We start from the raw sequence: 24,856 nt of genomic DNA on the forward strand, positions 1-24,856 counted from the left end.
GAGGCCTAATTTTAATAATTTCTGTGAAAAATAATGCTATGATGCTAGCATACTGGCATGAAATGGACACCTGAATTGGTTTGGTTTTTTGTGGGTTTGGTTTTGTTGATCAGTGAGATTATTGTACCAGCCATTATATTGTTATTTTTTGGTCTGGGAGCTTGGTTGGTTGCCATAGTCTGTGCCTTTGGTTTTTTACCCAACCCCAATCATCAGTTGATTTTATTTTCTATTGCCTCCATTGCATTTTTGTTTTCCTTGCGCAAATGGGTAAAAAATCACTTTACTGGCTATACCAGTGATGAGCAAAAATCAGATGTTAACCTAGAAGAGTTTAAAGGTGAATCAGTTAAAGTGGTTGAAGCCATTGATGCAAAAGCACAAACCGGCGCGGTTGAATACAAAGGCGCTAAATGGACGGCTTTATCAGAAAACGACCATGCTGTAGGAGCGGTGGTCAAGATTAAGGATGTTGATGGTATTAAACTGATTGTTGAATAGAAAGCATATACATTTAAGTTAAAAAAAGAAAAGGAGAAGAGTATGGGAGTTTTTGTTGGTGCAGGTTTAACATTATTGGTTTTAGTGGCTTTGGTTCAGTCAGTAAGGATTGTTCCGCAAAGAAGCGCATACATTGTTGAGCGTTTAGGTAAATATTCAAAAACCTTACAAGCAGGCTTGCATATTTTGATCCCTTTCTTTGATAGAGTATCTTATCAACACTCCTTAAAAGAGGTTGCTTTGGATGTGCCATCGCAAACTTGTATTACGCGAGATAACATTGCTGTTGAAGTCGATGGTGTATTGTATTTGCAAGTTATGGATCCAGTAAAAGCCAGTTATGGAATTGAGAATTTTCGCTTTGCTGCAACTCAACTTGCTCAAACTACTATGCGTTCAGAGATTGGTAAGTTGGAGTTGGATAGAACTTTTGAAGAACGTGAGGCCATCAATGCTGAAATTATTAGAGCAGTGGATAAAGCCTCTGATCCTTGGGGTGTAAAAATTACCCGTTATGAAATTAAAAATATTGAACCGCCAAGAACCGTGACTGATGCCTTGGAAAAACAAATGCGTGCGGAACGTGAAAAACGAGCCACCATTGCAGAGTCTGAAGGTCTAAGACAATCCAAAATCAACATTGCTGAAGCTGATAAACAAGAAGCTATTATGCGTTCTGAGGGTGAGAAGCTTAAACAAATCAATGAAGCTGAAGGTTACGCTAAAGAAATTGAATTGATTGCAGAAGCAACTGCTGAAGGGATTAGAAAGGTAGCTCAAGCCATCAATGAGCCCGGAGGTAAAGAAGCTGTTAACCTAAGGGTTGCTGAACAATATGTTGCTGAGTTTGGTAAATTGGCCAAAACCAACAATACCTTAATCATTCCATCCAACTTGTCAGATATTGCCGGTATGGTTGCTTCAGCATCAAAACTTTTAGAGAAAAAAGACAGTTAAGTCTCTGAAAACACATACAATTAAAGAGGGTAAGCAAAGGTATGATGCTTACCTTTTTTATTTGTTAACGGCAGTTTTCATGATGAATCGCAAGAGCATGATTGCTATCGTTATTGGCAGGTAAATACAATTGTTCGTTGGCGCTCTGCTCAAACTTTGCACTATAATTAGGATCTTTTTCTAATCTGAAATTGCAATTCTGGGTATTGCTTATTTGAAAATGACGAATATTAGAGTAATTAATGCATTGATTACTGCCAGCACGCTTGAAAAATAATTGACTATTGGAATTTAAATGAAAAGCAATGGATTGAATTGGATATTGTGTAAAGTTTTTATTGGGAGAAGTCAGTCTAGAAATTAGTTTTTCATTGCGGTAAATTTTAAAACCATCATTTTTACCAATCAATATATTGTTATCTTGGACAATTAGCGGACCACGCTGAGTACTGATAATTGGATTTTTTGATGAAGTGAATCCTAGTACAGCAACAGTATTATTGCCAATGGAACTGCATTTTGATGAAGAAGAGTTTCCTTTGATGACGGCGTTGAGGTATTTGAAACTTCTATTGTCATCATGTTTTGCCCGGATTTTAAATGTGTACAAGCTTTGACCATCACTTTCTTGCTGTTTATTAAAATTGGCGTCATTTTCATTTTTAAAATGCAAACTCATTTCAATGCAATTGGCAATAGGACAGCGCCGATCAATTAAAAAATCACGTGTGTAGTCAGGAGAATGTTTTACATCTGGATTGACAATATCAATTTCAGGATCTTGTTCAGATTTAATTGTTTTTAGTTCATCATAGTTAGGAGTTGGGGGTTCATTTTTTTTAGTGATTTCAGCAATAGGCTCAATTGAAGTATCTTTTTTTTGATTTGCGTCAGGCGGCGGTGTTTGTTGAGTAGTAGCCACAGAAGAAGGTTGAATCGATTGTAAAATTCTGAGCTTTGGGCAATCATAAAGTTTAGGCCTGCATTCTGTTTTTGAGATGCCAACATAAAAAAACAAAATCACAAAAAATTGTAAAAGTATAAAAAACAAAAATACATGAATAAAAAAAGGCTTTCGTACGTTATTATTCACTGAATAATTTTACAGTAAATAATATTTTAGGCCAAACAAATCTCAAGATGAATACAATAAAAGTAATTTTTACACTATAAGATTTTTTGATGTATAAATTAAAGAGAGTGCAACTTATCCAAATTACTTGCCAACTTCAAAAATTCATCCGCCCACCCATTTGAAATACTCAACTCTTAAAGTGTGCCAGTAGGAAGAAAAAGAAAGTTGATTTTTTCAATATGTTCTTTTGTTGGAGCCTCTATTGATCTACATAGATTTGATTAAAAAAATCTAAAGCTTCTTGTTGATTATTCCAGTCTGAAACAACGAAATTATTAATTTGGTTAATAAAGTGTTTAATTTGATCAAAAATTGAATTAAATTGGGATGAATCTATTGTTTTATTTTAATTTAGACTAAGCAGCATATGCAAAAAAATAATACAAACAAAGATACTTGTTTTTTGCAAATGATTAATAACCAATATTACACTATATTAAAATCAGAAGCGGTAGCTTTGATAAAAATTAAAGAGGATGTAGCATGAAAGAAAATATAAAAAAAGATCAATGGGATAGTGGGTTGTTTGCCATTGAATTTTTAGAGTATGACTATGAAGAAAAATATTTTTTACAAATTCTAACTAAAATATGCACAATACTTAATTGTGAATGGAACGCTAAAGACGTTTTAAAAGAGTTGAATCACTTTTCTATAGAAATTATGCTCAATGATAGTAAAGATAATTTATTGTTGATGATGGATAATTGGTCTTTTTCTGCAGGATTTTCCTCAGAAGAGCATAGAGATAAAGTATTTAATAGTTTAGAAGAATAAAAATCAATTAAAATTTTTAGATTTAAGTCTTAGGGTTGTTTTGGCAGTATGGTATTAGCGAGTTCTATTTTTTTTGATGTCTCATATTTTAAAGTAATATATAAAAAGTATTTAGAAAATTTTTGGATTTTTGTGGAACATATAAAAATCTATTTTCTGGTAGGTTTTTATAGCCTTGGACTAGATGTATAAGATTATTATGTTAATTTGTGGTTTAACCTCAATTTTTAATCTAAGCTAAAGTCAAAATATTTTACCTTGGTTTTTAACAAGTTTAGAGAGTAATGTTTGAATAGATCCAGGAATTTTTTGCCAAGACTTGGGAGCTTCTTCATGAAAACAATCCAATAGTTCATATTGGTTTTTTGTTTTTAGTTTAAGTCCTATATGATTGCCTTCACCAATCATATAAGCAAAAATTAAAATGTCATTGATCCAATCTTCACCATAAATATTTTTTTGTTCTTGATTAATTTTATGTATTTCTTTCACATTTAAAAATTGAACGCCTCCAAGATTATCATCATTAAATAGTTCAAAACCGTTTGAAAAAGTTAAAATATCAATCAAATCTTGAGGGATAGGTTTTTCATAAAGTTCTATAAGATATTGGATGTCTTTTTTACTAGCGCCTTTGGAAAAAGAGAATTTAAAATCAGGAAACGAAGATGGGATTTTTTTTAGCTCAATTAATTTCATGCTATTTTAGTATACAATGAATCTTAGTATACATAAAAACTTACAGAGGAATATTCCCATGTTTTTTGGGTGGGTTTTTATCGCGTTTGTTTTTTAATAAGTCTAAGGCTTGAATCAACTTGGCTCTTGTTTGTGATGGATAAATAACTTCATCAATAAAACCCAGTTCTGCAGCTTTGTAGGGGTTGGCAAAGGTTTTTTTATAATCTTCCACCAACTCTTTATGTTTTTGTGTGCTGTCTTTGGCTTGTTTGAGTTCATTTCTAAAAATAATATTTACCGCACCATCTGCGCCCATCACAGCAATTTCTGCATTGGGATAAGCGTAATTTAAGTCACCACGAATATGTTTAGAGGACATAACATCATAAGCACCACCGTATGCTTTACGGGTAATGAAAGTAATTTTAGGAACCGTGGCTTCAGCATAAGCATACAACAATTTTGCACCATGTTTAATAATTCCTCCAAACTCTTGTTGTGTGCCCGGCAAAAAGCCAGGAACATCCACAAAACTCACCACAGGAATATTAAAACAATCACAAAAACGGATAAAGCGAGCAGCTTTGACTGAAGAATGGATGTCTAAGCAGCCTGCTAAAACTTGCGGTTGATTGGCAACAATACCTATGCTTTGGCCATGGGCTCGGGCAAAACCCACCACAATATTTTGGGCATAGCCGGCATGAACTTCATAAAAAGAATCTTCATCTACAACCAAGTTAATCAAAGCTTTCATGTCATAGGGTTTGTTGGCTTCTTGTGGGATTAAAGTATCCAGTGCTTCAGGTTTTTTAGGGGCTTTATTGGCGTGTTTTGGGGCTTTTTCCATATTGTTGCTGGGCAAGTAGGATATTAGCTGACGTATGCCTACCAAACAACTTTGATCATCTGGGTAAGAAAAATGTGCCACGCCACTTTTTTTATTGTGGGTATTGGCGCCACCCAGCTCTTCTTTACTGATCTCTTCATGAGTCACGGTTTTAATGACATCTGGACCGGTAACAAACATATAACTGCTTTGATCTACCATTAAGTTAAAGTCAGTGATGGCAGGGGAGTATACTGCTCCACCAGCGCAGGGGCCCATGATGGCAGAGATTTGTGGGATGACTCCAGAAGCTAAAGTGTTACGCAAGAAAATATCCGCATAACCGCCAAGGCTTTCTACCCCTTCTTGGATTCTGGCACCGCCAGAGTCATTGAGGCCAATAACTGGAGCCCCAATTTTTAAAGCCAAGTCTAAAATTTTACAGATTTTTTTGGCATTGGCGCCAGAAAGCGAGCCACCAAAAACTGTGAAGTCTTGGGCAAAAACCAACACCGTGCGACCATCAATTTTGCCATAACCACAAATAACCCCGTCGCCTTCAATTTTTTTATCCTGCATGCCAAACTCATCACAACGATGTTTGACAAACTTATCAATTTCTTCAAAACTGTTGTCATCCAATAAAAAATCTATACGTTCACGGGCAGTGAGCTTGCCAGCAGCATGTTGTTTTTGAATACGGTTTTCACCACCACCCAAGAGGGCAGCAGTATTTTTCTGTTTCAGTTTTTCAAATGCAGGGTTGTTATTAGACATGAGAGTAAACTTAGTGAAAAAGTACTCGGCTGTCTATAAATTACTCAACTGCACTTTGATTAAGAAAATCAAATGTTGATAGCGTTCACTGACCCATAATACTAATCAAGTTCACCTGGTTTTCTTAGCATTTTTTGGACTTCATTGATGTGTTCTTGCTCATCACGTACCATGGTTCTGGCATATTCTTCTAATGCAATATGTTTGTTGTCCACAATAGAAAGCAGCTCTTTGTACTTGTTCAATTGTAATTGTTCATGTTCTAAGCTCTCTTTTAAAATATCATTCACTTCATGTTTATGTGTTTCAAGCAGAGGCGCAATTTTTAAAGATGGATGACCGCCTAAGCTTGTGATGTGTTCACCAGCAGTGCCCGCATGAATTAAAGACTCAGAGGCTTGGTCTCTTAACCATTTAACAATAGGTATTCTATGATGACCAAAAATCATAAGAGAGTAGTGCGTATATTTTACAACTCCCGCAAGCTCATGCTCCATAATTGCATTTAAAACCTTAATAATTGACTCTTTGTTTTCCATAAAAACCTTTCAGTATCTGCTAAGATATAAAAATTTATTATTGATAAGCTATTGACCCATGAATCATAAACCCGGGGAATCATTTTTGTAAAGCTCTAATTTAGAAGTGCTCAATAACGGGGGCCTAAGCCATAAAATAAAAATTATAAAAAACACTTGCAAAGTTTAACAGTATTGATAATGACTATCAATATTAATTTAAAACCACACTAGGAGGAAGACAGTCATGTCACTTAAAAAAATAATGTTTGCCGTTGCAGGAATTGCAATTTTTTCTAACGCTTTTGCACATCCTTCAGGGACTTATAGGTTAAATCAAGATGATGCAGCCACATTAGAGATTAATGTACTCAGCGAAGTATGTTTTTTTGATATTGAAGGCTATGTGTCACATGACGGAGGCAATGATGGCCATAAAAGAGAATTCACTTTTTCTTCTGCAGCACAAGAATTAGGCTTTGAATCAGCAACCTACATTGAACTTTTTGAAGAATTAGATGAGTTTCAAAAAGCCGATGGACAAGAAGCATTAGAATATTACGCCAAAATAGAAAGCTATGACCCAGTTACAAGATCATGCGTGATTTCAAGCGATATGATTCCAGTGACAGATGTACAACAAGAAGATGGTACTGTGGTTGAATATTTAGGCGATTATCTTCTAGAACTGATTAAACGCAAATAGTAAGGGCTTATTTTCAATGACTTGAGGGGAGGCTATAACCTCCCTTAAGCTTTGGCATATGATTTAAAATAAAGTTAATATATGTCTTGCAACCATAATACATACAAATGTCTACTTGTTATTGTTACGTTTACACTACTGTTTGGATGTAGACCCAATCAGCGTGCCCCAAAAGATAATGTTGTTTCTGGGCGTAAAATAATTAAAAAACAAATTATTAAAGCAGAACAAGAACCTATTATTCCTGAATCTAATCAGGAAAAAAATCAACTGTCAGTTCAACAAGCTGCGCAAGAAAATTCTGAAGGTGTTACTAAACCACAGCTTAACAATATTGAAGTGCTTTCTTATCAAGATAGAATCATTCAAAAAATTTTAAAAAACCATTCTATTGCAGAACTTAATGAGAACACAAGAGCATGGTTAAATTATGCAACAGTTCATGTTCCAGATCAGGTCTTTGATTTTGGGCTTCATTTTTATGCTGCAGCCAATGATGACCTCAATGAATACCATGCATCTAATATTGCTTTTGACTTGCAGTACGCTGTGCTGGAACCAATAGTCTCAAAAAAAGATGCAGCAAAAAAAATAAAATTAAAGATTAAATGGCATAAAAACTCAGTGTTGCATAGAGAAGTCTATTCTACCTTATGCCCAGAGCAAGTTTGCATCCCATCATTTTTTAAGTTGTCATACAATCTAGAAACAAAAATGCTCAAAGCAGATTATATTGAAGGCATGTCAGGTCCTTTGAAATACGATTTTCAAAATGAGACGCATCATGTTTTTACTGCGGAGGATATGGGTGCCTTAAACTGTATTTTGAATATGGAAATAGACAATCCAGATTCCTTTCTTTGGGAAAATCCTATTGAGCGCTATCTTGGAGCGGATTCTCAAGCAAGCATTGATATTGAACCCATGAAAGACCGTTTAGATGGAATAACGGGGGCTACTGATTTGGTTAATGCGCCTTATGATAATTGTCCTGTTCCCAAAGGCGGTTTATGGACAACGGTTACTGTTTTTGCTCACGGCTATGAAATGTACAGACGTATTGATGATAGACAAATAGAAGACTGGCTTTTAAGCTTTGAACAGCCCATGGCACCGCATGTTTAGCGATTTATAAGAAATATGAAAGGCATAGAGTAAAAAACATTTTAAAGTACATAAAATGTTGCAACATGTATTTATTGATAATAATAATCAATATCATGAAATTAGATCAACATAAAAATTTTAAAATCTCTGAATGTGAATGCGGAGGCTATGTTTTAACCATTTCTATGTTTAGCATGCATTTAGATGCGGCTAAGCTTGACAGTTTGGTTCATGCCCTCAATGCTTTTTACCTTTCTAAAATGAATAATAAGTATAAAACTTATCATAAGCAAGAGCACCTTAATTAACCTTGGCTAAAAACAGGGACCTTCTCAGTAAAAAATTTATAAAAAGCTATTTTGTTTAGCAAGTCAAAATGAAGTTTCAATATTCCATAGGAATCAAAGGGTAGAAATTTCGGCCAGGTTTTATATTTTTTGGCTCAATTTTTAGTTCATTAACTTATAGTTATTGAACAAACTAACAATTTGCTAGTTTTTATAGATTGATTTATTTAAACACTATGAATACAGATGTATTGGCTTTGCAAGATGGCCATAGTTCTATTCGTCAATATCAAAATAAAGCGATTGAAGCAGATCTTTTACAGAAAATTTTGCTTACTGGCACGCGTGCTGCCACATCAGGCAATATGCAATTTTATGCTATGGTTCTTACTCAAGACCCACAACAAAAACAAAAATTATATCAAGCACATGGTGAGCAAGCCATGATTTTACAAGCACCTGTTTTGATTACTTTTTGTGCAGATTTGCATAGGATGCAACGCTGGTTTGATGTGCGAGAAGCCAAAACTTCTTTTGCCAATGAAGTTAGTCTTATCAGGGGTATCATCGATGCCAGTTTATTAGCCCAAAATGTTGTTTTAGCTGCTGAGGCTATGGATTTAGGAACCTGTTATATGGGTTCAACATTAAAGGGTATTAAAGAAATCGTGAATATTTTAAACTTGCCTAAACTGGTTGTTCCAGTAACAACTATTTGTATGGGGTATCCAGCAGAAGAGAAAAAAAGAATTGAACGTTTACCTTTAGCAGCAGTTGTGCATAATGAAAGTTATGACAGCTTTAATGCAGAAAGAATAGATACAGTTTACAGTCAACGTGAACAAGACTATTGGCTTAGGTTTACACAGAACCCACAACGAAAAAAGGTTTTAGATCGTGATAATGTGAGCAATGTTGCGCAAGCTTATAGAGCTTTAAAGTATGATCAACAAGAGTTAGAGGATTATTCAAAAAATTTATGGGAGTGCTATCAAACGCAGTTCTTATCTGTTTGATCCAGGTTTGACATGTTATGAAAAGGCACATAAAGTGCAGCAAGAAAAATATATGCAACTGAATGTTAAAAACGAATACGCTTCCTTAAAGTCAGTAGCCTATTGTTTGGGTCTTTACGTGCCGGTTGCAAAAAGTTATGTTACCCAAGACCCAGAGTTTCACAAATTTCATTCACTAAAAGAAACCTGGGATATCAATCTCTTAATACAACAGCAAGAAGCATTTTTAGAGCTTTTACAGTCTTACAATGTAGACTTGATTGAAATTGAAGCAAAAAAAACATTGCCATGGCAGATGTACACGCGTGATGTTGCTTTTGTCATTGGTGACAAAATATTTTACAGTCAAAATAGAAAATTTAAAGAGCGCAATGGCGAGTTTGATCAACTGGCAAACAGGATCAATCAATTGTCTATTGATAAAAAGCAATGCATAGAAATTGTATCTGGGCAGATTGAAGGTGGTGATGTTATGCCTACGGATGATCAAGTTTTAGTTGGGTTAAGTAGTCGTACATCACAGGAAGCGATTGATGAACTTGCACAATATGTTGATGTCAAGGTATTGAATTTGGGTGAAAATATTATGCATTTAGACACACGTTTAATGATTGTATCTAAAGATATAGCCATTATTCATCGCTCCAGCTTTAATGAAAAAGACATTGAATACCTTCAAAAAAAATACACCTTAATTGAGGTAAGTGATGAAGAGGCAAAACTGTTGGCGACCAATGTTGTGCTTTTAAATCCAGAAACCATTATAGTAGAACAACAACAAAAAAGACTTCAAAATGAATTGAAACAGCATGGCTTTAAAATTGAAAAACTTAGTTACTCAGAGCCCATCAAATTAGGTGGATCATTTAGATGCACCAGTCTTACTTTATCACGAGAACCCTAGTTTTATTTTTCAGCGTAAAGATAAGTTTCAAAATTTTCAGGAAATACACAACTTTTAAGCTGGCCCCCACTTGCATAGGCCACAGCTCGTTCCAGTAATTTTGTTAAGTTTTGATCTAGTTGTTCCATGTTTTTTTGAGCTTTAACCTTATAAGAGACCACATAATAAGGAGTGTGGTTTTGTGGGAAAAATAATTTTCTTTCTTCAATATCAAGTTCTATAAAAGTATCTGAACCTAGATTTTTTTCCCAATGGCTCAACTCCATACCTGCTCTAATACCTAAGTTTTCAGAATAAGGCATGATATCGGCGTGACAGGTTTTTTCAAGGGCTTGATTAAAAAACCATGTCTGTTCTGATGAAAGGGGTAGGTTGGAAGATAGTGAAGCAAAAGAAATAAAATTTTTAGCATGCGATCGATAGGTAAAAAATTGTTGAGGTATGTTAATGGTTTGCATAAAAGAAGGTAGAAAATGACGGATATTATTGTGAGTTACAGATAATTGAAAGTTTTGTAAGTTATTGTCTTCATACAGACTCAAACCCAGTTCATTTTTCCAGGTGAGGGTGGAGGGGTTAAGACTTAGTAATCTTTGCTGGTATTCTAAAGGTAAAAGGCTAGTGCCTGAGCTAAATTTGATGGTTGAGCTTAAGTCTAAATGGGGATTGTTTTTTTTCTGAAGAACTCTTACTCTTATGATGATTCCATCAGGGTTGAGTGACGAGTCTTCTGTATCAATGTAGTAAGCTAGTCCTCTGCGTTTTGGTTGTAAGCTGTGAGCGATCAAAGGCATCAATTGATCCATATGAGTGATAGGTGTTCCATTGTTTTGACATAATGAACTGGCCGTTTCAACTTGAATATAAGTGTTATTGCTTGTAGCGTTTTTATTCACAATTAAATTTTTTTGACTCAATTGATTATAGAGTGAAAAAAAATTCTGTGCTGAATTTTGTGCAAAAGAAATCTTAATTGTAAGTAGACACATAACAACACCTACTTTGCGCAATAAACAGTTACGATGAATCATGACATTTTCCCCCTAGTCTTAGTATTATAATTTAGTTAGTATTAATTTTTGATTTGAATAAAATAAGACTTAAATAATTGTGTTCCTTTATCTGACTTTCCTGTTTTTGGGTCAAAAATACCGGTAATCCCAAAGTCATTATCATTGATTAAATACAAGGCATCCATAGCAGGAACATATGTAATGCCTTCATATTTATCAGCAAGGCTGTTCAGTTTATGGTCTTTTAAATCCATCCATAAAGTTTTAGAAAGAGCATATTTTTTCAGCAAATCTTTTTTTGAAAGAGATTCAAGTTGAGTGCTATTAAATATCATGGCATCATAAGCGTTGGCCAATAAATTTTTATCCGCAGCTATGCTTATTTTGTATATTTTTTTAATGGCGTCATTATCATTTTTACCGTCACGTTCAATAAGCAAAAACTCATTTTCATTGAGAGCGGTCATGCCTCCAATTTTATCGGCTTGTTTAACGTCATCTAATAAGTATACATATTGACCCGTGACCTCTCTTTTTTTAAGATCAAACTCTATAATTCTAATAACATCACTTTTCTTTTTTGTAGGAAGCGGACTTTGTAAAACAGCATACAATTTATCATTAGCAATGCTGACAGCCTCAAAACCACGATTCATTTTCCGTTCTTTAATGACTTCAGGTAAAACAGCATGAATATGTGCACTTTTATAACCTGTTCCTTGTGGAACATATTTGTTTAACATTTTTCCTTTTTTATTAAATTCTACGATGGCTGGGCCATATTCATCAACCAACCAAAAATGACCTGCTTGATCTATTGCAATCCCCTCTGGGTCTAAACCGTAGGCATTAAGCGTTAAACTTTTACCGACAAGGTCTGTTGGAGGTTCATGTTGATGTTTTTTATCTTTGCTTGTTGCTAAATTTGGAATACCCGTTAATGGCTGGCCTTGAGGGTCTTGTAATAAAAGTTGTTTATGAATATTCATGATATTTTTTTTGGTATCAAAAACCAACTGAATGAGGCGCAATTGGTAGTCAGGTAAGAGAAAAGGTCTGCTTTTTTCCGAATTTTTCTCAAAAGCAAAAGGTTCTGCGTTAGGACCACGATCAGTTAAGGTCCAAAAATAAAGCTTATTTTTTTTCTGATGAGAAAAAGTTAAGCCAGATAAACCTCCAAAATAAACAGTTTCATTGCCTAAAGTGGTCCCTAACTTAATGTTTTTAGGGAGTTCTAGTGTTTTAACTTGCGTGTTTTTTGCAAAAGTAAACGAACAAGAAAAACATAGAATAAAACACAAAAAAGGTAATAATCTCAGCTTTTTAGTTTTTAAAATCATAGCATGTAGTAAATCATATTAATATTAAGAATAGATTAATTTTTCAAGTTTTATGGATATTCGATCAAGGTTGATTTTTTATGGTTTTTTTTAAGACAAAGGTTGTTAAAATGTTAAATAGGCAATAAAGCGTAGAGATACATAAAGAAAGAGATGGTTTTAAAGCAATATGGAAAATATTAAAGCAAAAATTCTTTTAGTGGATGACGATGATTTTTTTCTTGAATATATGCACAGCCGCTTATCGGATGAAGGTTTTGATGTGCAGGTTGCATTATCTGTTGATACTGCCTTAGAAATGTTAGAAAGTGATGACTTTGATTTGTGTGTGACAGATTTTAAAATGCCAGTAAAGACGGGTGAAGACTTGTTGAGAAGTTTAAGAATAGATACCAAGTTAGGACTCAAAGATTTACCGGTGATTGTTTTATCTTGGATCAGTGACCAAGATATTAGAAAACGTTTAGACAGTTATGGCCCTAGTGCATTTTTAGAAAAAATGTTGCGTCCGCATCAGATTGCTAAAATCATTGATAATATTTTACAGGAAAGAAGATCTTACTCTTTACACTAAACAATGCTCAATATTGTTTAAAACTTGAAATTGGTTCCTAAATATAAATCATTGACGGTGATTTTATCATTTTCATTAAGACTGTCTTCTTCTTTAAATATTTGATATCGAGCGTGCAAAAGATTTTTTTTACTAAAATACCAAAATAAATTTCCGCCAAAACTGTACTCTTGTTCATTTTCTGTGGGTAAGCTGGTTAAGGTATTGTTTAAATAAACGTCACGTTCAGTTTTGACTCGATTAAAAAAACTTTCCAAGCGCAATTGACCGTCAGAAAAATCTTTACCCAATAAAAAATCAAATGCTACGTGGGCACTTTTATAATTGTTGATAAAATTAATTTGGGTTCTAAAATCAATGCTTGGCTGAAAAAGAGCATTGTTTTTATAACCTAAAAAATAACGACTTCTATTCAGCGCATCAAAACTACGTTTTGTTAACTCTATTCCAGTAAAAATATTTTGTGATTTTAAAAAAGAATAGCTGATTTGATCTCTAATTTGTGTGTAATAGGTGTCATTAAAAACATCACCGTTAACGTAGGTGTCAGGCGTAAATTGCCCTTGCCCAGGGATTTGTGAGCTGAGAGAAGCAGCGTACTCTATATTTGACCAACGGGTGAAACTTAAGCTATTGTTTAAATGATCTGAAAAAATATAATAAAAATTTAATAGCAATTGATCCAAAGACTTTGGCACAAAAGAATAGTTGAGTAAGGCGGATAATGTTACCTTGCTATTTGGAATGTAAGTGCCGTGAGTAAAATTATATAAGCGATCCACTTGACCTTGATACAAAAGCGTATTTAAGGAGCTGCTAAAATTTAAAGTGTCATTTTTATGTTGGTAGTAACTGCCTAAGCTTATAAAATCAGTGCTGATAAACTGATTGTTTTGATTGCTTCCAATAAAGCCAAGGCTGGTTCTTGGATCTTGTCCAAGACCAGAGAAAAATCCAAGCTGACCCTCGTTGTTAAGATTTAGTATCAGTCTTGCACCATCAAAACGCATACCACCGCTTTGAAAAACGATTTGCCTTCCCAGCCATAGGTCATGGCCTGAAAAAAAATTTTTATACTCTAATGATAATTCTGTAATGTCATAACGATTTTTTTGATTGTAAGCTAAGGTGTAGTTGGTTTGATCTAAGTTAAAACGACTTTTACCAACAAAACGAAAGTTTGTTTGTTTTGAATCAAAGCTACTTTTTTGCTGATACAGTCTAACATTAAGCATGAGTAAACGATAACGGTCCTGTAAATAATCTTGACCAACTCCGTCAGTTTGTATTGCATTGTCTTGGTCTAATGTGTTTTGCGTAACTGACCAGTATCCTAAATTAAGATTTCCATTGAACTGCGTTTCAGATTGAGCATGAGTCAATGAAAGTGTCACCAGGAAATAAAAAAGAACAAAAAAAAGTATATTCTGTTTTATTATTTTACAACTCATAGTTTGGAAGGTCTCCATCCATAGGTTCTATGGCAGTCCTTGCAGTTGGTGTTGCCACCAGCATGTTGCGGAATAATAACTGGCGAAGCAAAGTCTTTTAAATGACAAAAAGAACATTCATTGGGTAAGCCACCAAAAACACGATTTACATGGCATTGTTCACAAGAAAGAAAACGGTGGGCACCAGACAATTCAAAGCCGGTTTGAGCATGTCTAAACTGTGTGGGTAACCAAGTGTTTTGCCCATGACAATCCTGACAACGTGTTGACAGGCTATTCATATGCGGATCTTGGTGACAGCTTTGGCATTGTGGTTTTGCAGACCTGATGGCCTGTTTGGGGCCGTGACAGACTAAGCAGTTGAGTTGATTGTGAGCCCCTTTAAGTTCATATTCACCAAAATCATGGAAGTTGTTTTTCATGGCAAAGGTTGTGCTGTTGTGACAACGTTCACAGTTTTGTCCAAATGAGTTGTTATGAACATCATTGTGACATTCAGAACAACGTTTAAGACCAAGCTTGTATTTAAAATTTTGGTGGCATTGATTACAATTGAGATATTTATGTTTGCCATCTAATTTAAAGTCAGAATTTTTATTATGATCAAAATTAATGTCATTGAAACGGGTTGGTGTATGACAATTTTCACATTGTTGTCCAAGAGCACCTTGGTGAAAGTCATTATGGCAAGATTTGCAATTTGTGGATAAGGGTCTAAATTTTCCCTGTTCATGACAGCTTTCGCAATTGACATATTTGTGTACGCCTTCTAGTTTAAACTGTGATTGCGTGTTGTGATCAAATTGCATTTCTGAAAAGCCAGCCGTACTATGGCAATTTGAACAAGCCTGTACACCAAATTGGTTTTTATGAATATCTTGATGACATGCATTGCATTTGGGTGATGTGCTTAGCCAACGGTACTTTCTATTTTGGTGACATTTTTCACATGCAACAACAGTGTGTTTTCCTGTAAGTTGATAGCGAGAATCTTTGTTGTGCAGAAAAGATAAAATTTGCCATCCTTCAGTTAAATGACAGTCATTGCATTGTTTAACTTTCCAATTGATTTGAAACTCTTGACCATGCGGATTATTGTGACAATCACTGCATTGATTAAAATTTTTTATTTTACCAATAGTGTTGCCATGACAGTTGTTACAAGTCACACTTCTATGTTGGCCCGTTAAAGGGAAACGGGTTTTTTGATGGTCAAAATCTTTAAAAGAAGCTTCAGTGCTGTTTAAGCTGCTTCCAGCTTTCCAGGAATCTGTACTATGACATTTTTGACAGTCAGAACCAAAGCTTCCCTTGTGAGGGTCACTATGACAGTTTGTGCAGCTTTTATATCTTAGGGGGCTCCAAAGTTTTTTAGTGTGACAGCTATAGCATTGAACCTTTTGATGTGCGCCAGTGAGCGGAAAGTTTGTTTCCCGGTTATGATTAAAGCGTAGATGTTTAATTAGGCTAGTAAAATTATAAGAGTGGTGACAATCTTGGCAGCGTTTAAATCTTGGGTTTTTGCTTCTATGAACATCTTTGTGACAGCTTGAACAGTTGGATGAGGCGGCTAGATAGCTGGTTTTTTTTGTGGCTTTACCGCTAATCGCATGTTTGCGTTTTTGAGTGTGACATTGTTTGCATTTAACGTCTTTGTGTTTTCCAGTGAGAGACCATCCAGTTTGTGAGTGACTAAATTGAAGACGTTCTAAACCCAAAAGTTCATAATCAAGGCCTTTATGTTCATTGTGACATTGATAACACTGAGCAGTTTGAACAGCGTGGTAACCAGAGTTGTTTTTAATTTTATTGGCAATATCCTTGTGGCAATCTAAGCATTTTTTATTGGGCAGGCCTTGAGCGGTTGTGTGACAAAGAGTGCAGTTCTTTACGCCAGATATTTCTTGGTGGGCTTTAGATAATGCGCCTGGGCTGATCCAAGTGTTAAATTGGGTAAAACCAAGTTTGGGATAAAATAACAGTATCCAGCAAAAAAGATAAAGAGCATTAAAATTTTTGTTCTTAATTAGCAAAATCTGAGTTCTATTTTAGGGGGATATTTGTGGGATAGAAAGTAAAAACACGATTTAGCCCATAAAATTACTTTGCTTGAACTTTATCTTTTTTTACGTTTTTAGGTTTTTTATCTTTTGCAAAATCAAAATAATTCCAGTCTTGAGCATTGTGACATTCATCACAAGGCTTTTGATACTCTGGTTTTTTATGCGGGTTAGGGTGACAAGAGCTACACTGACTAGAGTTTTTAAGATAAGTAGTTAAATTGGTTTTTTTGCCAGTAATGGCATTGACACGCTTATCTGTGTGACACTCTTCACATTTTAAACGTTTATGTTTGCCTTCTAAAGGCCAGCCAGTATCCTCATGTTTAAAACCAATTCGTTTTAAATCTCTTAAGTCATGTTTTTTACCACGGTGCTCACCATGACATTGGTAACAGCGCTTGTCATCATTGCGGTAATGGTAACCACTCTTAGACTCTATTTTTTCTGCTATGTCAGTATGGCATTTTAAACAGGCTTTTTTACGATTACCCGTATGACATTTGGTGCATTTAGAGAAGCCATCAAGATATTTAAAGTGCGCACTGCTTAAATCCCCCGGTGAAAAAAACTGGGGAAACACAGTATTGAGCATGGCGATGCTTAAAGCAAAGCTATAAATAAATAATTTACGCACGATTCTCTAATTATAACAAGTTTATCAGATGATAGCTAGGTAATTGTTATTAAAGGATTTTTTGTTCAGTTTCAGTTCAGCTTTGGTATGTTTAACAAAATAGTTTTTTTAAAATTATAGAGGTGGGATGTAAAGTTAGGGTTATTTATCAAGTCCAACCAGTAAAAAAGAATAAGTTGTATATGACGTGAATAATGGCAAAAATACCCATGACATAGGCCAGCGGTTTATGCACGTATTGCCATTTAACAAACAAGCGTGAGGCAAATTCTAAAAAGCGAACATTGCGTGTCAGTAAAACTTTGCGGTGCACCATGCTTCTAAATGTGCTGTACTGGCGTTTGTAACTTTCCATTTCTTTGGGCGTAAAATGTTTGATTCGCATCAGCAACCAATAAGAACGAATACCAGACTTGAACAATTGAAAAATACTTGGGTCTTCTAACTCTTCAAACTTGGTTTCTTCCATGATTTTATCGATGGTTCGTCTACTGCGGGTCCCTTTTTCAAAAATAGCATCTAATTTATAAGCCAATTCACGGTCTTGTTCCTGAATTTGTCTAAATTTAAGTTCGGTTGTTGCCACTGTCCTGGGAATGACTTGGTAAAGAAAACGACCAAACATACCAGTAATCATTACAAACAATAAGGAAACCATGCCCAAGGTTCCCCAACCCATCTCAAATTCAAAACCGGTATGAAATAAAACTAGAATGGTACCCATAAAACCGGCGAAGTTATGGAAATCCAACCAGAGAGGTTTTGAGCCAAAACGTCCAAGCAAACGAGGAAAAGCCTTGCGCAGAGGATAAATCATGGCCATTACAATTAAAGAAAAACCAACGTTGCCAATAAATAAGCACAACTGTGAGCCTTTATTAAAATTGAGGGGAATATTGGGGTCTATAAAACCCAGCCTTTGGGCTTTTAGTAAAAGTGAAAACTGAGCATAAAACTGTTCTTGCAAGGCAAGAAACTCAAAGCATAACCAAGTGATGACAACAAAAGCTGTTAGAAAATAAATTTTTTGTAAAAACTTAACCAAGCCTGAGCGTTCGTCCAGTTCTTGACTGTTCACTTGTGTACTTTGATTGACGCTAAACAGGGTTGGGTTTTCTAAAAGTTCATTGGCACTTAATTCTATAATTGCACCGGTTGGACAATGCGATATACATGCAAGATCACTGTAACCATTACAATGATTGCATTTGTCAGCAATAAATTTAGGTGGACGTTTTTGTCCAGGGTGATTTAAAAAACGAGAAAAACGTTCATCTTTTTGATCAACTTTATGAATGGTAATTGCACCATATTGACAGGCTTTGGCACAAGATTGACAGCCAATGCAATCATCCTTAATTTCCACTTCTCCGCTATCTGGGTTAAAAATAACGCTTTCAACTGGACAAGAAGGAATGCACGTTGGATAAAAACAAGTTAAACAACTTTGCGCAATGTCCATAACACCAAACTTGGCATAACCACGTTCTATTCTTTGAAAACCATGCCGGTCCTCACAAGCTTCATAACATGTATCACACTCAATGCATTTGTTCATTTGCGTGATTTTAATTCTGGACGCTTGGGTTAAAGCGGTATCAACTAAAAAATCTAAGACTGAGCGTGAATAACTGTCTTCACAGTAAATTCTATTTCTGTAGTCAATGCGATCACTGATTTGTTTGATACGATTTTCAAAAACTTGGCTGCTGCGGGCAAAGCTCTTCAAGTCTTCTTTACGAATAATTAAAATTTCGGCATCGGTGATAGCTGCAACTTTACTGGCGGTTAAGTTGTTCCAAGTCATGGGCTTATCCACAAAAAACTCGCCCTTGCGGAGAAAGTTAATGGGAATTTTACGGGCATTTTCGTCAAAACCAATAATTTTAACCTGACCTTTGGCGATAAAAAAGAAATGAGCAAAGCTTTCAGTGTCACTTTCAAATTCTAAGATGTCTTCATTGGCTAGGGCGCTGGCTCTTCTTACTTTGCCTTGCAATTGTTTTAATGTAAAATTGGGGATATCACGAAAAAGTTTAATGATTTTTAAATCTTCAAGTGATGTAACAGGAAAGCTAGGGGGTCCTTTTTTCTGCTTATTGCGTTTATTGTAGATAATTCCATTAGACATAGCTTTTAGTAGCTCTATTTTAACGGTTTAAATCTTGTTTGTCTTTTAAAAATCTAAATAAAGTGTCTTTTGTTGTGTAAGTTGCATAAACTTACCCAGAATAACTTGAGTTATTGAAGAGTTTTGATAAAAATTTGAGTCATAAAATCTTTGGCATAAAAAAATGAGGTGCACATGATTGAAGCGCAACATATTCATAAAGTATATGGTGATATAACAGCAGTAAAAGATATTTCTTTTAGGGTTAAAAAAGGTGAAATTTTAGGCTTTTTAGGAGCCAATGGCGCCGGCAAGACAACAACCATGCGAATTATGACTGGTTCATTGCAACCCAGTTCTGGAACTGCCTTGATTGCAGGCTATGATATTTTAAAAGAGCCATTAGAAGTTAAGCGTCGTATTGGATATTTACCGGAGTCGCCACCAGTCTATTTTGATTTTACGGTAGAAGCATTTTTAAAATTTGTTGCTAAAATTAGAGAAATCCCAAGTAACTTGCAAAAACAACAAATAGAATGGGCTATTGACAAGTGTGGTTTAAAACATGTTGCCAAGCGTATGATTGGTAATTTATCTAAAGGCTATAAACAAAGGGTGGGCTTAGCGCAGGCAATTGTGCATAAGCCTGATGTATTAATTTTGGATGAACCAACGGTGGGTCTTGACCCAACTCAAATTCGCGAAATACGCGCTTTAATACAAACTTTATCGGAAGAACACACCATTATATTATCCACGCATATTCTGCCAGAAGTTAATATGATTTGTGATCGAGCAGTTTTTGTCCATCAAGGTCAAATCGCCCTTGAAGGATCCATTAAAGAATTAACCCAAACAAAAAGTTTAGAAGAAGTATTTGTCGATGTCATGCTCACACAAGCAAGTTAAGCTTCTATGGGGTTAGGAATAGCAATATATTAAAGAGGTAAAGCATGAAAAAAATATGGACCATTATAGAAAAAGAATTAAAGCATTATTTTTATTCACCTATTGCTTATGTGGTGATGGTGGTGTTTTTGTCATTGACCGGATTTTTCTTTTATGTGGGGCTGAGTAGGTTCAGCATGATGTATGAGAATTATAAAAACTTAGCACAGATGACACAAAACCCACAGTACTTAGAAAGTTTAAACCTTAATGAAATTGTTATTGCCCCCAGTTTATTTAACATGGCTTTTATTTTGTTATTTTTAATTCCTTTGCTGATGATGAGAAGCTTTGCTGAGGAAAAGAGTAAAAAAACAGATGAACTGTTAAAAACTGCTCCACTAAGCACAACACATATTGTTTGGGGTAAATACCTATCAGCATTTTTGTTTGTGCTGTGTATGATTTTACCCACTGTAATTTATCAGATTTTTTTATTTGCTAGCTTGGACAATCCTCCTGAGTTAGGTCCAGTGATAACAGGATATGTAAGTCTTATTCTTTACACAGCAACAGCTTTAGCAATAGGTATGTTTGCAAGTTCATTAACTGAAAATCAAATTGTTGCTGCGGTCATGACCTTTGTGGTTTTGCTATTGCTATTTGTTATCAGTTCTATTGGTTTAAAAGAAGGCAGTATTTTATACAGTATGGTTCAATATATTTCTATCCCGGAACATATGAAGGCAATGTTAAGAGGTGTAGTGGATAGCCGGGATGTCGTTTATTTTTTAAGTTTATCTGGTTTGTTTGTATTTTTAACCCATCGTTCTTTAGATGTACAAGGTTGGAGATAAAAAATGAATACATTATCATTGATGAGTGGTGTTACAGGCTTTGTTTTATTGCTTGGCGCAATTTTGGGTTATGGAATTACCAAGGACAGCAGCAATTGGTTTTTTAGAAGCCTGATGATTTTTTCTGTGTTGTTTTTGGTTTATTACTTGGTCATGAATATTAAATATTTAATGAAAAGTCCTGGGGGGATAAAAAATGCATTTAGCGACAAAAAAAATCAAGGAAGATTGGGGAATGCTATTTTTATCCTCTTGGTTGTTTGTTGTTTGGCTGTTGTTAATGTTATTTCGACTAAAACCATGTTTTGGAAAAAAGATTTTACCCAAAATGAAATTAACACCTTGTCTGATCAAACGCTAAGTACCTTAAAACAATTAGATAAACCGATTAAAATACAAGTCTTTATGTTTGAAAATAACCAGCTAAAACCTGGGTTAAAAAATTTGTTGCAGTACTACCAAGATGCAAGTGATCAAGTAAAGGTAGAGTTCAAAGATCCAGATGTTGCAAAGTTAGATGCTCAAAAAATTTCTGCGCAAGACGGAGACATTTTAATTGAATATGGTGAGCAGCAGCATATCATGCAAGGTAGTACAGAACAGGATATCACCCAAGCCATTTTAAAAGTAACGCGTAATGGGGAAACAATGGTGTGTTTTACTGAAGGTCATGGTGAGTTAAAGTTTGAAGGAGACCCACAAGATCCAAGAAGTTTAAGTTTTATTAAACCTGGCTTAAGCAATGAGGGTTTTAATGCTCGTACACTGAGTAATCTTTTGCCCAAAATAGATGAAGCTTGTTCGATAGTTATTATTGCTGGTCCACAAGTAGCGTTTACAGCCAATGAAGTCATTAGTCTCAATGAATATTTATTGTCTGGAGGTAAAGTACAGTTGCTGCTTGACCCCAATATCAGTACAGTTGTGGGTCAAAAAAATAAAGTTCGTTTGGTAGACAATGGTTTAAAAGACTTTTTACACTCTTGGGGAGTAGTTTTAGGAGATAATGTTATTTTAGAAAAGCGCTTGTCTTTACAAGGCATGCAAATTACCACTGAGCTTGTGGTTGCTAATTATGGACAGCATCCAATTGTTGAGCCACTTAAGCAAGGGATGAATGGTAACTTGAACACTGAATTTGACCAAGTGAGATCAGTGAATAAAGCACCTGGTTTTGAAGGAACCGTTGTTGAGTTAGCCTTTACCTCACCTGGAGAAAACAGCTGGGCCCAGTCAGATTTGCAAGCACTATTTATTGATAAAAAACCAGTCATTGAGGCAACAGATCAAGTGGGTAAAGTTAGTATTGGTCTTGTGTCTGAAAAAGATTTGGAAATAAAAGTAGAAGGGGACAATGACCCTGAAATCAAGCAAGCCCAACTGGTGGTATGGGGAGATAGTGATTTTATTTCAAATGCTATGGTAGGTCAAAACCGATACAATTATGATTTGTTTATCAATGCTTTAAACTTTTTAAGAGGAGAAGTAGAGCAAATAACAATTAGACCCAAACTGATTAAAAGCTCAGCCATAGAGCTATCCGCCACACAATCCATAGTCATTTTTTATTTATCTATTATCATATTGCCAATGCTAGTACTTTTATTTGGATTAAATTTATGGCTGTATAGAAAGAGATTAGGTTAATATGCGAAATCAGGAACTGATTGAGCACACGGGGATAAAAAAACACAAACGACGATTTTTGTTTTTTAAGGGGGCGTGAGCCCCCTTGAAAGAGGGAGCGAAGCGGGAGCCAATGCTAGTACTTTTATTTGGGTTAAATTTATGGCTGTATAGAAAGAGATTGGGATAGATGACCCATATTATTTGCCTGGTTCATATATGTATGGAGGATTAATCCGTGTTGAAAAAAATTGTAATTGCTTTTTTGGTTTTGATTGGGCTGATTGTTTTAAATTGGTGGAATGTTAAACAATCAGAAAAAAAAGAAGCTATCAAAGAACAGCAAGAGTTACTGCTAAATATAAAAAAACAGAATATTACAAAAATAGCTGTATCAAATAGTCAGGGTCAATGGCAGTTGCTGAAAAGATCCCAAGAACCAGGTGGAAAGTACTCAGACGATTTAGCAGGTTTTGCCAGTGAATTTGATGTGCAGCCACAATGGTTACTTAAATGGGATGATAATACATACTTAGCAAATCAAAATCAGGTGGATGTTTTGTTGGATGATTTAACACAAGCAAAAAAAGATAAGTACATTGCTAAAGGTAATGAAAAATTTTCTAGTTATGGCATTGTTAAAGAAAAGTCAGAGATAAAAATTTATGAGGGTGATTTACACGAGCTTAAAGAAACTTTGCTCACAGGGGATCTCAATACAATGGGTAGCTCGCTTTATGTGGCAAATGGCAATCAAGATATATTTTTAAGTGACCAAAGACTCAAAGACTCTCAAACTAAACAAACATCTGATTATATCCATAAAAATATGGTAGGTTTTGATGACCCGCAAAAAATTAGTTTAAAAAATATTTCTGGCACCTATGAGTTGATTAAAAAAAATGATCAGTGGCATATCTCTTCACCCATCAAAATTTTAGCGGACACATTGTTTGTTGAGGGTATGTTGAATCATTTAAAAAATTTTGAAATAGATGAAGTTTTAGAAAATCGTGAATTTTCAAATTTAATTAAAGAAACCTTGCTTAAAAAGGCAGACTTCTTTTTTGAAATCACAGATAAAACAAAAGTTAAAAAGTTATATATCAATGAATCCGTGCCTAAAGGCGGGTCAAATACGTCTTACCATGCATTTATATATAGAGATGGATTGCCCTTTGTGTTTAAGAAAAGCCCCATTAAACCCGGACACTTTTATTACACTTTAAGAGATTTAGCTGTGAAAAAAGTTTTTTCAGTCAATGCCAGTGAGGTTCAAAATTTTAAAATTATTCAAAACAATAAAACTAAAAATTTTGTTCAGAAAGATAATCAGTGGATTGAAGAAAAAAGTGTGGGTAGCAGTGAATTGAATGAGTTTGTTCCAAGTCATGCCTTATTTGCACTTAAGGCAAAAAAGTTTTTAAAACAAGATAAAAATAAAAACTTAACAGTTGACTATGCAATCAGTGTTATTGATAGCAATGGTCAAGAACAAACACTGCTAGTGTACAAAGAACCCTATAAACAAAACAACTTAAGCTTTACTCAGGTATACAGTTCAGCGCACAATGCTCAATTGTTGTTTGACATAAAACAGCTTGATATTATATCTGATGCAGTAAACAATGTAATGAATGCGAATAAAAAGGAGAGTAAGAAATGAGCAATAATGAAGAGCAAGAAAAGTCTTACACTATCAATGATAGACGTGGGCAAGAGAAAGTAAAAGCAAAAGAAGAAAAGTCAGTGAATCAAACAGAAAACAAAACTGAACCAAGCGCACAAGAAACACAAAATAATCCCACAATTAATTTTACTTCTTTTGTTTTGTCTATCAGTACGTCTGCTCTTGTTCAAATGGGCTTGATTCCAGATCCAGTCAGCAATGAAACGCAAAAAAATATGCCTTTGGCCAAGCAGCAAGTGGATATCTTAGAAATGTTGTACCAAAAAACCCAAGGCAATTTAGATGAGAATGAAGACAAGCTCATGCAACAAGTGTTGTATGAATTGCGCATGCGGTATGTGGAAGTGAAAGATAAAAAATAAAAAAGAACACCAATTTTTTGATGGTGTGATTTTTTAGCCATAGGGTATTGTAA

General features: G+C 34.9%; 24 protein-coding genes. 14 read left to right on the plus strand and 10 right to left on the minus strand.

Annotated elements, in window-relative coordinates; translation table 11 throughout:
* Positions 1-57 precede the first annotated feature (57 nt).
* Both PKC21_03380 and PKC21_03385 read left to right on the plus strand, forming a co-directional pair.
* Positions 58-501 carry an NfeD family protein gene (locus PKC21_03380; protein ID HMR24377.1) on the plus strand — a complete coding sequence of 148 codons (444 nt, stop codon included), beginning with the start codon at positions 58-60 and terminating at the stop codon, positions 499-501.
* Between the two features lie 42 nt (positions 502-543).
* A complete protein-coding gene (locus tag PKC21_03385) occupies positions 544-1,458 on the plus strand; it encodes a stomatin-like protein (GenBank protein HMR24378.1) in 915 nt (304 codons plus the stop codon).
* A gap of 64 nt (positions 1,459-1,522) precedes the next feature.
* Here PKC21_03385 and PKC21_03390 read toward each other — a convergent pair whose 3' ends face one another.
* Positions 1,523-2,482, minus strand: coding sequence for a hypothetical protein (locus PKC21_03390; GenBank protein HMR24379.1), 960 nt, complete (start codon positions 2,480-2,482; stop codon positions 1,523-1,525).
* A gap of 594 nt (positions 2,483-3,076) precedes the next feature.
* Between PKC21_03390 and PKC21_03395 the strand changes: the two genes are divergently transcribed.
* Positions 3,077-3,370 carry a hypothetical protein gene (locus tag PKC21_03395; GenBank protein ID HMR24380.1) on the plus strand — a complete coding sequence of 98 codons (294 nt, stop codon included), beginning with the start codon at positions 3,077-3,079 and terminating at the stop codon, positions 3,368-3,370.
* A 243-nt stretch (positions 3,371-3,613) separates the two neighbouring features.
* Here the strand turns inward: PKC21_03395 and PKC21_03400 are convergent, their stop codons facing one another.
* The 3 genes from PKC21_03400 to PKC21_03410 all read right to left on the minus strand — a co-directional run bounded on the left by PKC21_03400 (position 3,614) and on the right by PKC21_03410 (position 6,196).
* Positions 3,614-4,069, minus strand: coding sequence for an SMI1/KNR4 family protein (locus PKC21_03400; protein ID HMR24381.1), 456 nt, complete (start codon positions 4,067-4,069; stop codon positions 3,614-3,616).
* Positions 4,070-4,109: 40 nt separating this feature from the next.
* Entirely contained in the window at positions 4,110-5,657 is a 1,548-nt protein-coding gene (locus tag PKC21_03405) for an acyl-CoA carboxylase subunit beta (protein ID HMR24382.1), read from the minus strand.
* A gap of 101 nt (positions 5,658-5,758) precedes the next feature.
* Entirely contained in the window at positions 5,759-6,196 is a 438-nt protein-coding gene (locus PKC21_03410; protein HMR24383.1) for a ferritin-like domain-containing protein, read from the minus strand.
* 226 nt (positions 6,197-6,422) lie between these two features.
* Between PKC21_03410 and PKC21_03415 the strand changes: the two genes are divergently transcribed.
* The 5 genes from PKC21_03415 (at position 6,423) to PKC21_03435 (ending at position 10,195) form a co-directional block, all read left to right on the plus strand.
* Positions 6,423-6,881 carry a hypothetical protein gene (locus tag PKC21_03415; protein ID HMR24384.1) on the plus strand — a complete coding sequence of 153 codons (459 nt, stop codon included), beginning with the start codon at positions 6,423-6,425 and terminating at the stop codon, positions 6,879-6,881.
* 81 nt (positions 6,882-6,962) lie between these two features.
* A complete protein-coding gene (locus tag PKC21_03420) occupies positions 6,963-8,006 on the plus strand; it encodes a hypothetical protein (GenBank protein ID HMR24385.1) in 1,044 nt (347 codons plus the stop codon).
* A 95-nt stretch (positions 8,007-8,101) separates the two neighbouring features.
* On the plus strand, positions 8,102-8,296 hold the full coding sequence (locus PKC21_03425; protein ID HMR24386.1) for a hypothetical protein: 195 nt from the start codon (positions 8,102-8,104) through the stop codon (positions 8,294-8,296).
* A 215-nt stretch (positions 8,297-8,511) separates the two neighbouring features.
* On the plus strand, positions 8,512-9,291 hold the full coding sequence (locus tag PKC21_03430; protein ID HMR24387.1) for a nitroreductase family protein: 780 nt from the start codon (positions 8,512-8,514) through the stop codon (positions 9,289-9,291).
* 34 nt (positions 9,292-9,325) lie between these two features.
* Entirely contained in the window at positions 9,326-10,195 is an 870-nt protein-coding gene (locus PKC21_03435) for an arginine deiminase family protein (GenBank protein HMR24388.1), read from the plus strand.
* 2 nt (positions 10,196-10,197) lie between these two features.
* On the opposite strand, the gene PKC21_03440 is transcribed toward PKC21_03435, so the two are convergent.
* Positions 10,198-11,226, minus strand: a complete 1,029-nt coding sequence (locus PKC21_03440; protein ID HMR24389.1) for a hypothetical protein — start codon at positions 11,224-11,226, stop codon at positions 10,198-10,200.
* A 41-nt stretch (positions 11,227-11,267) separates the two neighbouring features.
* A complete protein-coding gene (locus PKC21_03445) occupies positions 11,268-12,548 on the minus strand; it encodes an esterase-like activity of phytase family protein (GenBank protein HMR24390.1) in 1,281 nt (426 codons plus the stop codon).
* A gap of 169 nt (positions 12,549-12,717) precedes the next feature.
* On the opposite strand from PKC21_03445, the gene PKC21_03450 reads away from it, so the two are divergent.
* Positions 12,718-13,122 carry a response regulator gene (locus tag PKC21_03450; protein ID HMR24391.1) on the plus strand — a complete coding sequence of 135 codons (405 nt, stop codon included), beginning with the start codon at positions 12,718-12,720 and terminating at the stop codon, positions 13,120-13,122.
* 17 nt (positions 13,123-13,139) lie between these two features.
* On the opposite strand, the gene PKC21_03455 is transcribed toward PKC21_03450, so the two are convergent.
* The 4 genes from PKC21_03455 to PKC21_03470 all read right to left on the minus strand — a co-directional run bounded on the left by PKC21_03455 (position 13,140) and on the right by PKC21_03470 (position 19,401).
* Positions 13,140-14,573 carry a hypothetical protein gene (locus PKC21_03455; protein ID HMR24392.1) on the minus strand — a complete coding sequence of 478 codons (1,434 nt, stop codon included), beginning with the start codon at positions 14,571-14,573 and terminating at the stop codon, positions 13,140-13,142.
* On the minus strand, positions 14,570-16,606 hold the full coding sequence (locus PKC21_03460) for a cytochrome c3 family protein (GenBank protein ID HMR24393.1): 2,037 nt from the start codon (positions 16,604-16,606) through the stop codon (positions 14,570-14,572). Before PKC21_03460 ends, PKC21_03455 begins: the two co-directional genes overlap by 4 nt.
* Positions 16,607-16,673: 67 nt before the next feature.
* Complete coding sequence (locus PKC21_03465; GenBank protein ID HMR24394.1) at positions 16,674-17,270, minus strand: hypothetical protein; 597 nt, start codon at positions 17,268-17,270, stop codon at positions 16,674-16,676.
* Between the two features lie 148 nt (positions 17,271-17,418).
* Positions 17,419-19,401 (minus strand): 4Fe-4S dicluster domain-containing protein, encoded by a 1,983-nt coding sequence (locus PKC21_03470; protein HMR24395.1) that lies wholly within the window; start codon positions 19,399-19,401, stop codon positions 17,419-17,421.
* Positions 19,402-19,575: 174 nt separating this feature from the next.
* On the opposite strand from PKC21_03470, the gene PKC21_03475 reads away from it, so the two are divergent.
* From PKC21_03475 to PKC21_03495, 5 genes are all read left to right on the plus strand, one after another.
* Positions 19,576-20,289, plus strand: a complete 714-nt coding sequence (locus tag PKC21_03475) for an ABC transporter ATP-binding protein (protein ID HMR24396.1) — start codon at positions 19,576-19,578, stop codon at positions 20,287-20,289.
* A gap of 44 nt (positions 20,290-20,333) precedes the next feature.
* Entirely contained in the window at positions 20,334-21,125 is a 792-nt protein-coding gene (locus PKC21_03480; protein ID HMR24397.1) for an ABC transporter permease subunit, read from the plus strand.
* 3 nt (positions 21,126-21,128) lie between these two features.
* Positions 21,129-22,772, plus strand: a complete 1,644-nt coding sequence (locus tag PKC21_03485; protein ID HMR24398.1) for a GldG family protein — start codon at positions 21,129-21,131, stop codon at positions 22,770-22,772.
* A gap of 217 nt (positions 22,773-22,989) precedes the next feature.
* Complete coding sequence (locus PKC21_03490; protein HMR24399.1) at positions 22,990-24,417, plus strand: DUF4340 domain-containing protein; 1,428 nt, start codon at positions 22,990-22,992, stop codon at positions 24,415-24,417.
* Complete coding sequence (locus tag PKC21_03495; GenBank protein ID HMR24400.1) at positions 24,414-24,803, plus strand: DUF1844 domain-containing protein; 390 nt, start codon at positions 24,414-24,416, stop codon at positions 24,801-24,803. Before PKC21_03490 ends, PKC21_03495 begins: the two co-directional genes overlap by 4 nt.
* Positions 24,804-24,856: the final 53 nt, after the last annotated feature.

Source organism: Oligoflexia bacterium, from assembly GCA_035326705.1.
Classification (GTDB): domain Bacteria; phylum Bdellovibrionota_G; class JALEGL01; order JALEGL01; family JALEGL01; genus JALEGL01.

What these genes read in the sequence shown, in the direction of transcription:
- PKC21_03405 (HMR24382.1), bottom strand. Translation starts at nt 5,657, where the DNA reads ATGTCTAATAACAACCCTGCATTTGAAAAACTGAAACAGAAAAATACT.
- PKC21_03385 (HMR24378.1), top strand. Translation starts at nt 544, where the DNA reads ATGGGAGTTTTTGTTGGTGCAGGTTTAACATTATTGGTTTTAGTGGCT.
- PKC21_03410 (HMR24383.1), bottom strand. Translation starts at nt 6,196, where the DNA reads ATGGAAAACAAAGAGTCAATTATTAAGGTTTTAAATGCAATTATGGAG.
- PKC21_03440 (HMR24389.1), bottom strand. Translation starts at nt 11,226, where the DNA reads ATGATTCATCGTAACTGTTTATTGCGCAAAGTAGGTGTTGTTATGTGT.
- PKC21_03425 (HMR24386.1), top strand. Translation starts at nt 8,102, where the DNA reads ATGAAATTAGATCAACATAAAAATTTTAAAATCTCTGAATGTGAATGC.
- PKC21_03445 (HMR24390.1), bottom strand. Translation starts at nt 12,548, where the DNA reads ATGATTTTAAAAACTAAAAAGCTGAGATTATTACCTTTTTTGTGTTTT.
- PKC21_03470 (HMR24395.1), bottom strand. Translation starts at nt 19,401, where the DNA reads ATGTCTAATGGAATTATCTACAATAAACGCAATAAGCAGAAAAAAGGA.
- PKC21_03415 (HMR24384.1), top strand. Translation starts at nt 6,423, where the DNA reads ATGTCACTTAAAAAAATAATGTTTGCCGTTGCAGGAATTGCAATTTTT.
- PKC21_03495 (HMR24400.1), top strand. Translation starts at nt 24,414, where the DNA reads ATGAGCAATAATGAAGAGCAAGAAAAGTCTTACACTATCAATGATAGA.
- PKC21_03475 (HMR24396.1), top strand. Translation starts at nt 19,576, where the DNA reads ATGATTGAAGCGCAACATATTCATAAAGTATATGGTGATATAACAGCA.
- PKC21_03420 (HMR24385.1), top strand. Translation starts at nt 6,963, where the DNA reads ATGTCTTGCAACCATAATACATACAAATGTCTACTTGTTATTGTTACG.
- PKC21_03455 (HMR24392.1), bottom strand. Translation starts at nt 14,573, where the DNA reads ATGAGTTGTAAAATAATAAAACAGAATATACTTTTTTTTGTTCTTTTT.
- PKC21_03395 (HMR24380.1), top strand. Translation starts at nt 3,077, where the DNA reads ATGAAAGAAAATATAAAAAAAGATCAATGGGATAGTGGGTTGTTTGCC.
- PKC21_03400 (HMR24381.1), bottom strand. Translation starts at nt 4,069, where the DNA reads ATGAAATTAATTGAGCTAAAAAAAATCCCATCTTCGTTTCCTGATTTT.
- PKC21_03485 (HMR24398.1), top strand. Translation starts at nt 21,129, where the DNA reads ATGAATACATTATCATTGATGAGTGGTGTTACAGGCTTTGTTTTATTG.
- PKC21_03380 (HMR24377.1), top strand. Translation starts at nt 58, where the DNA reads ATGAAATGGACACCTGAATTGGTTTGGTTTTTTGTGGGTTTGGTTTTG.
- PKC21_03450 (HMR24391.1), top strand. Translation starts at nt 12,718, where the DNA reads ATGGAAAATATTAAAGCAAAAATTCTTTTAGTGGATGACGATGATTTT.
- PKC21_03480 (HMR24397.1), top strand. Translation starts at nt 20,334, where the DNA reads ATGAAAAAAATATGGACCATTATAGAAAAAGAATTAAAGCATTATTTT.
- PKC21_03430 (HMR24387.1), top strand. Translation starts at nt 8,512, where the DNA reads ATGAATACAGATGTATTGGCTTTGCAAGATGGCCATAGTTCTATTCGT.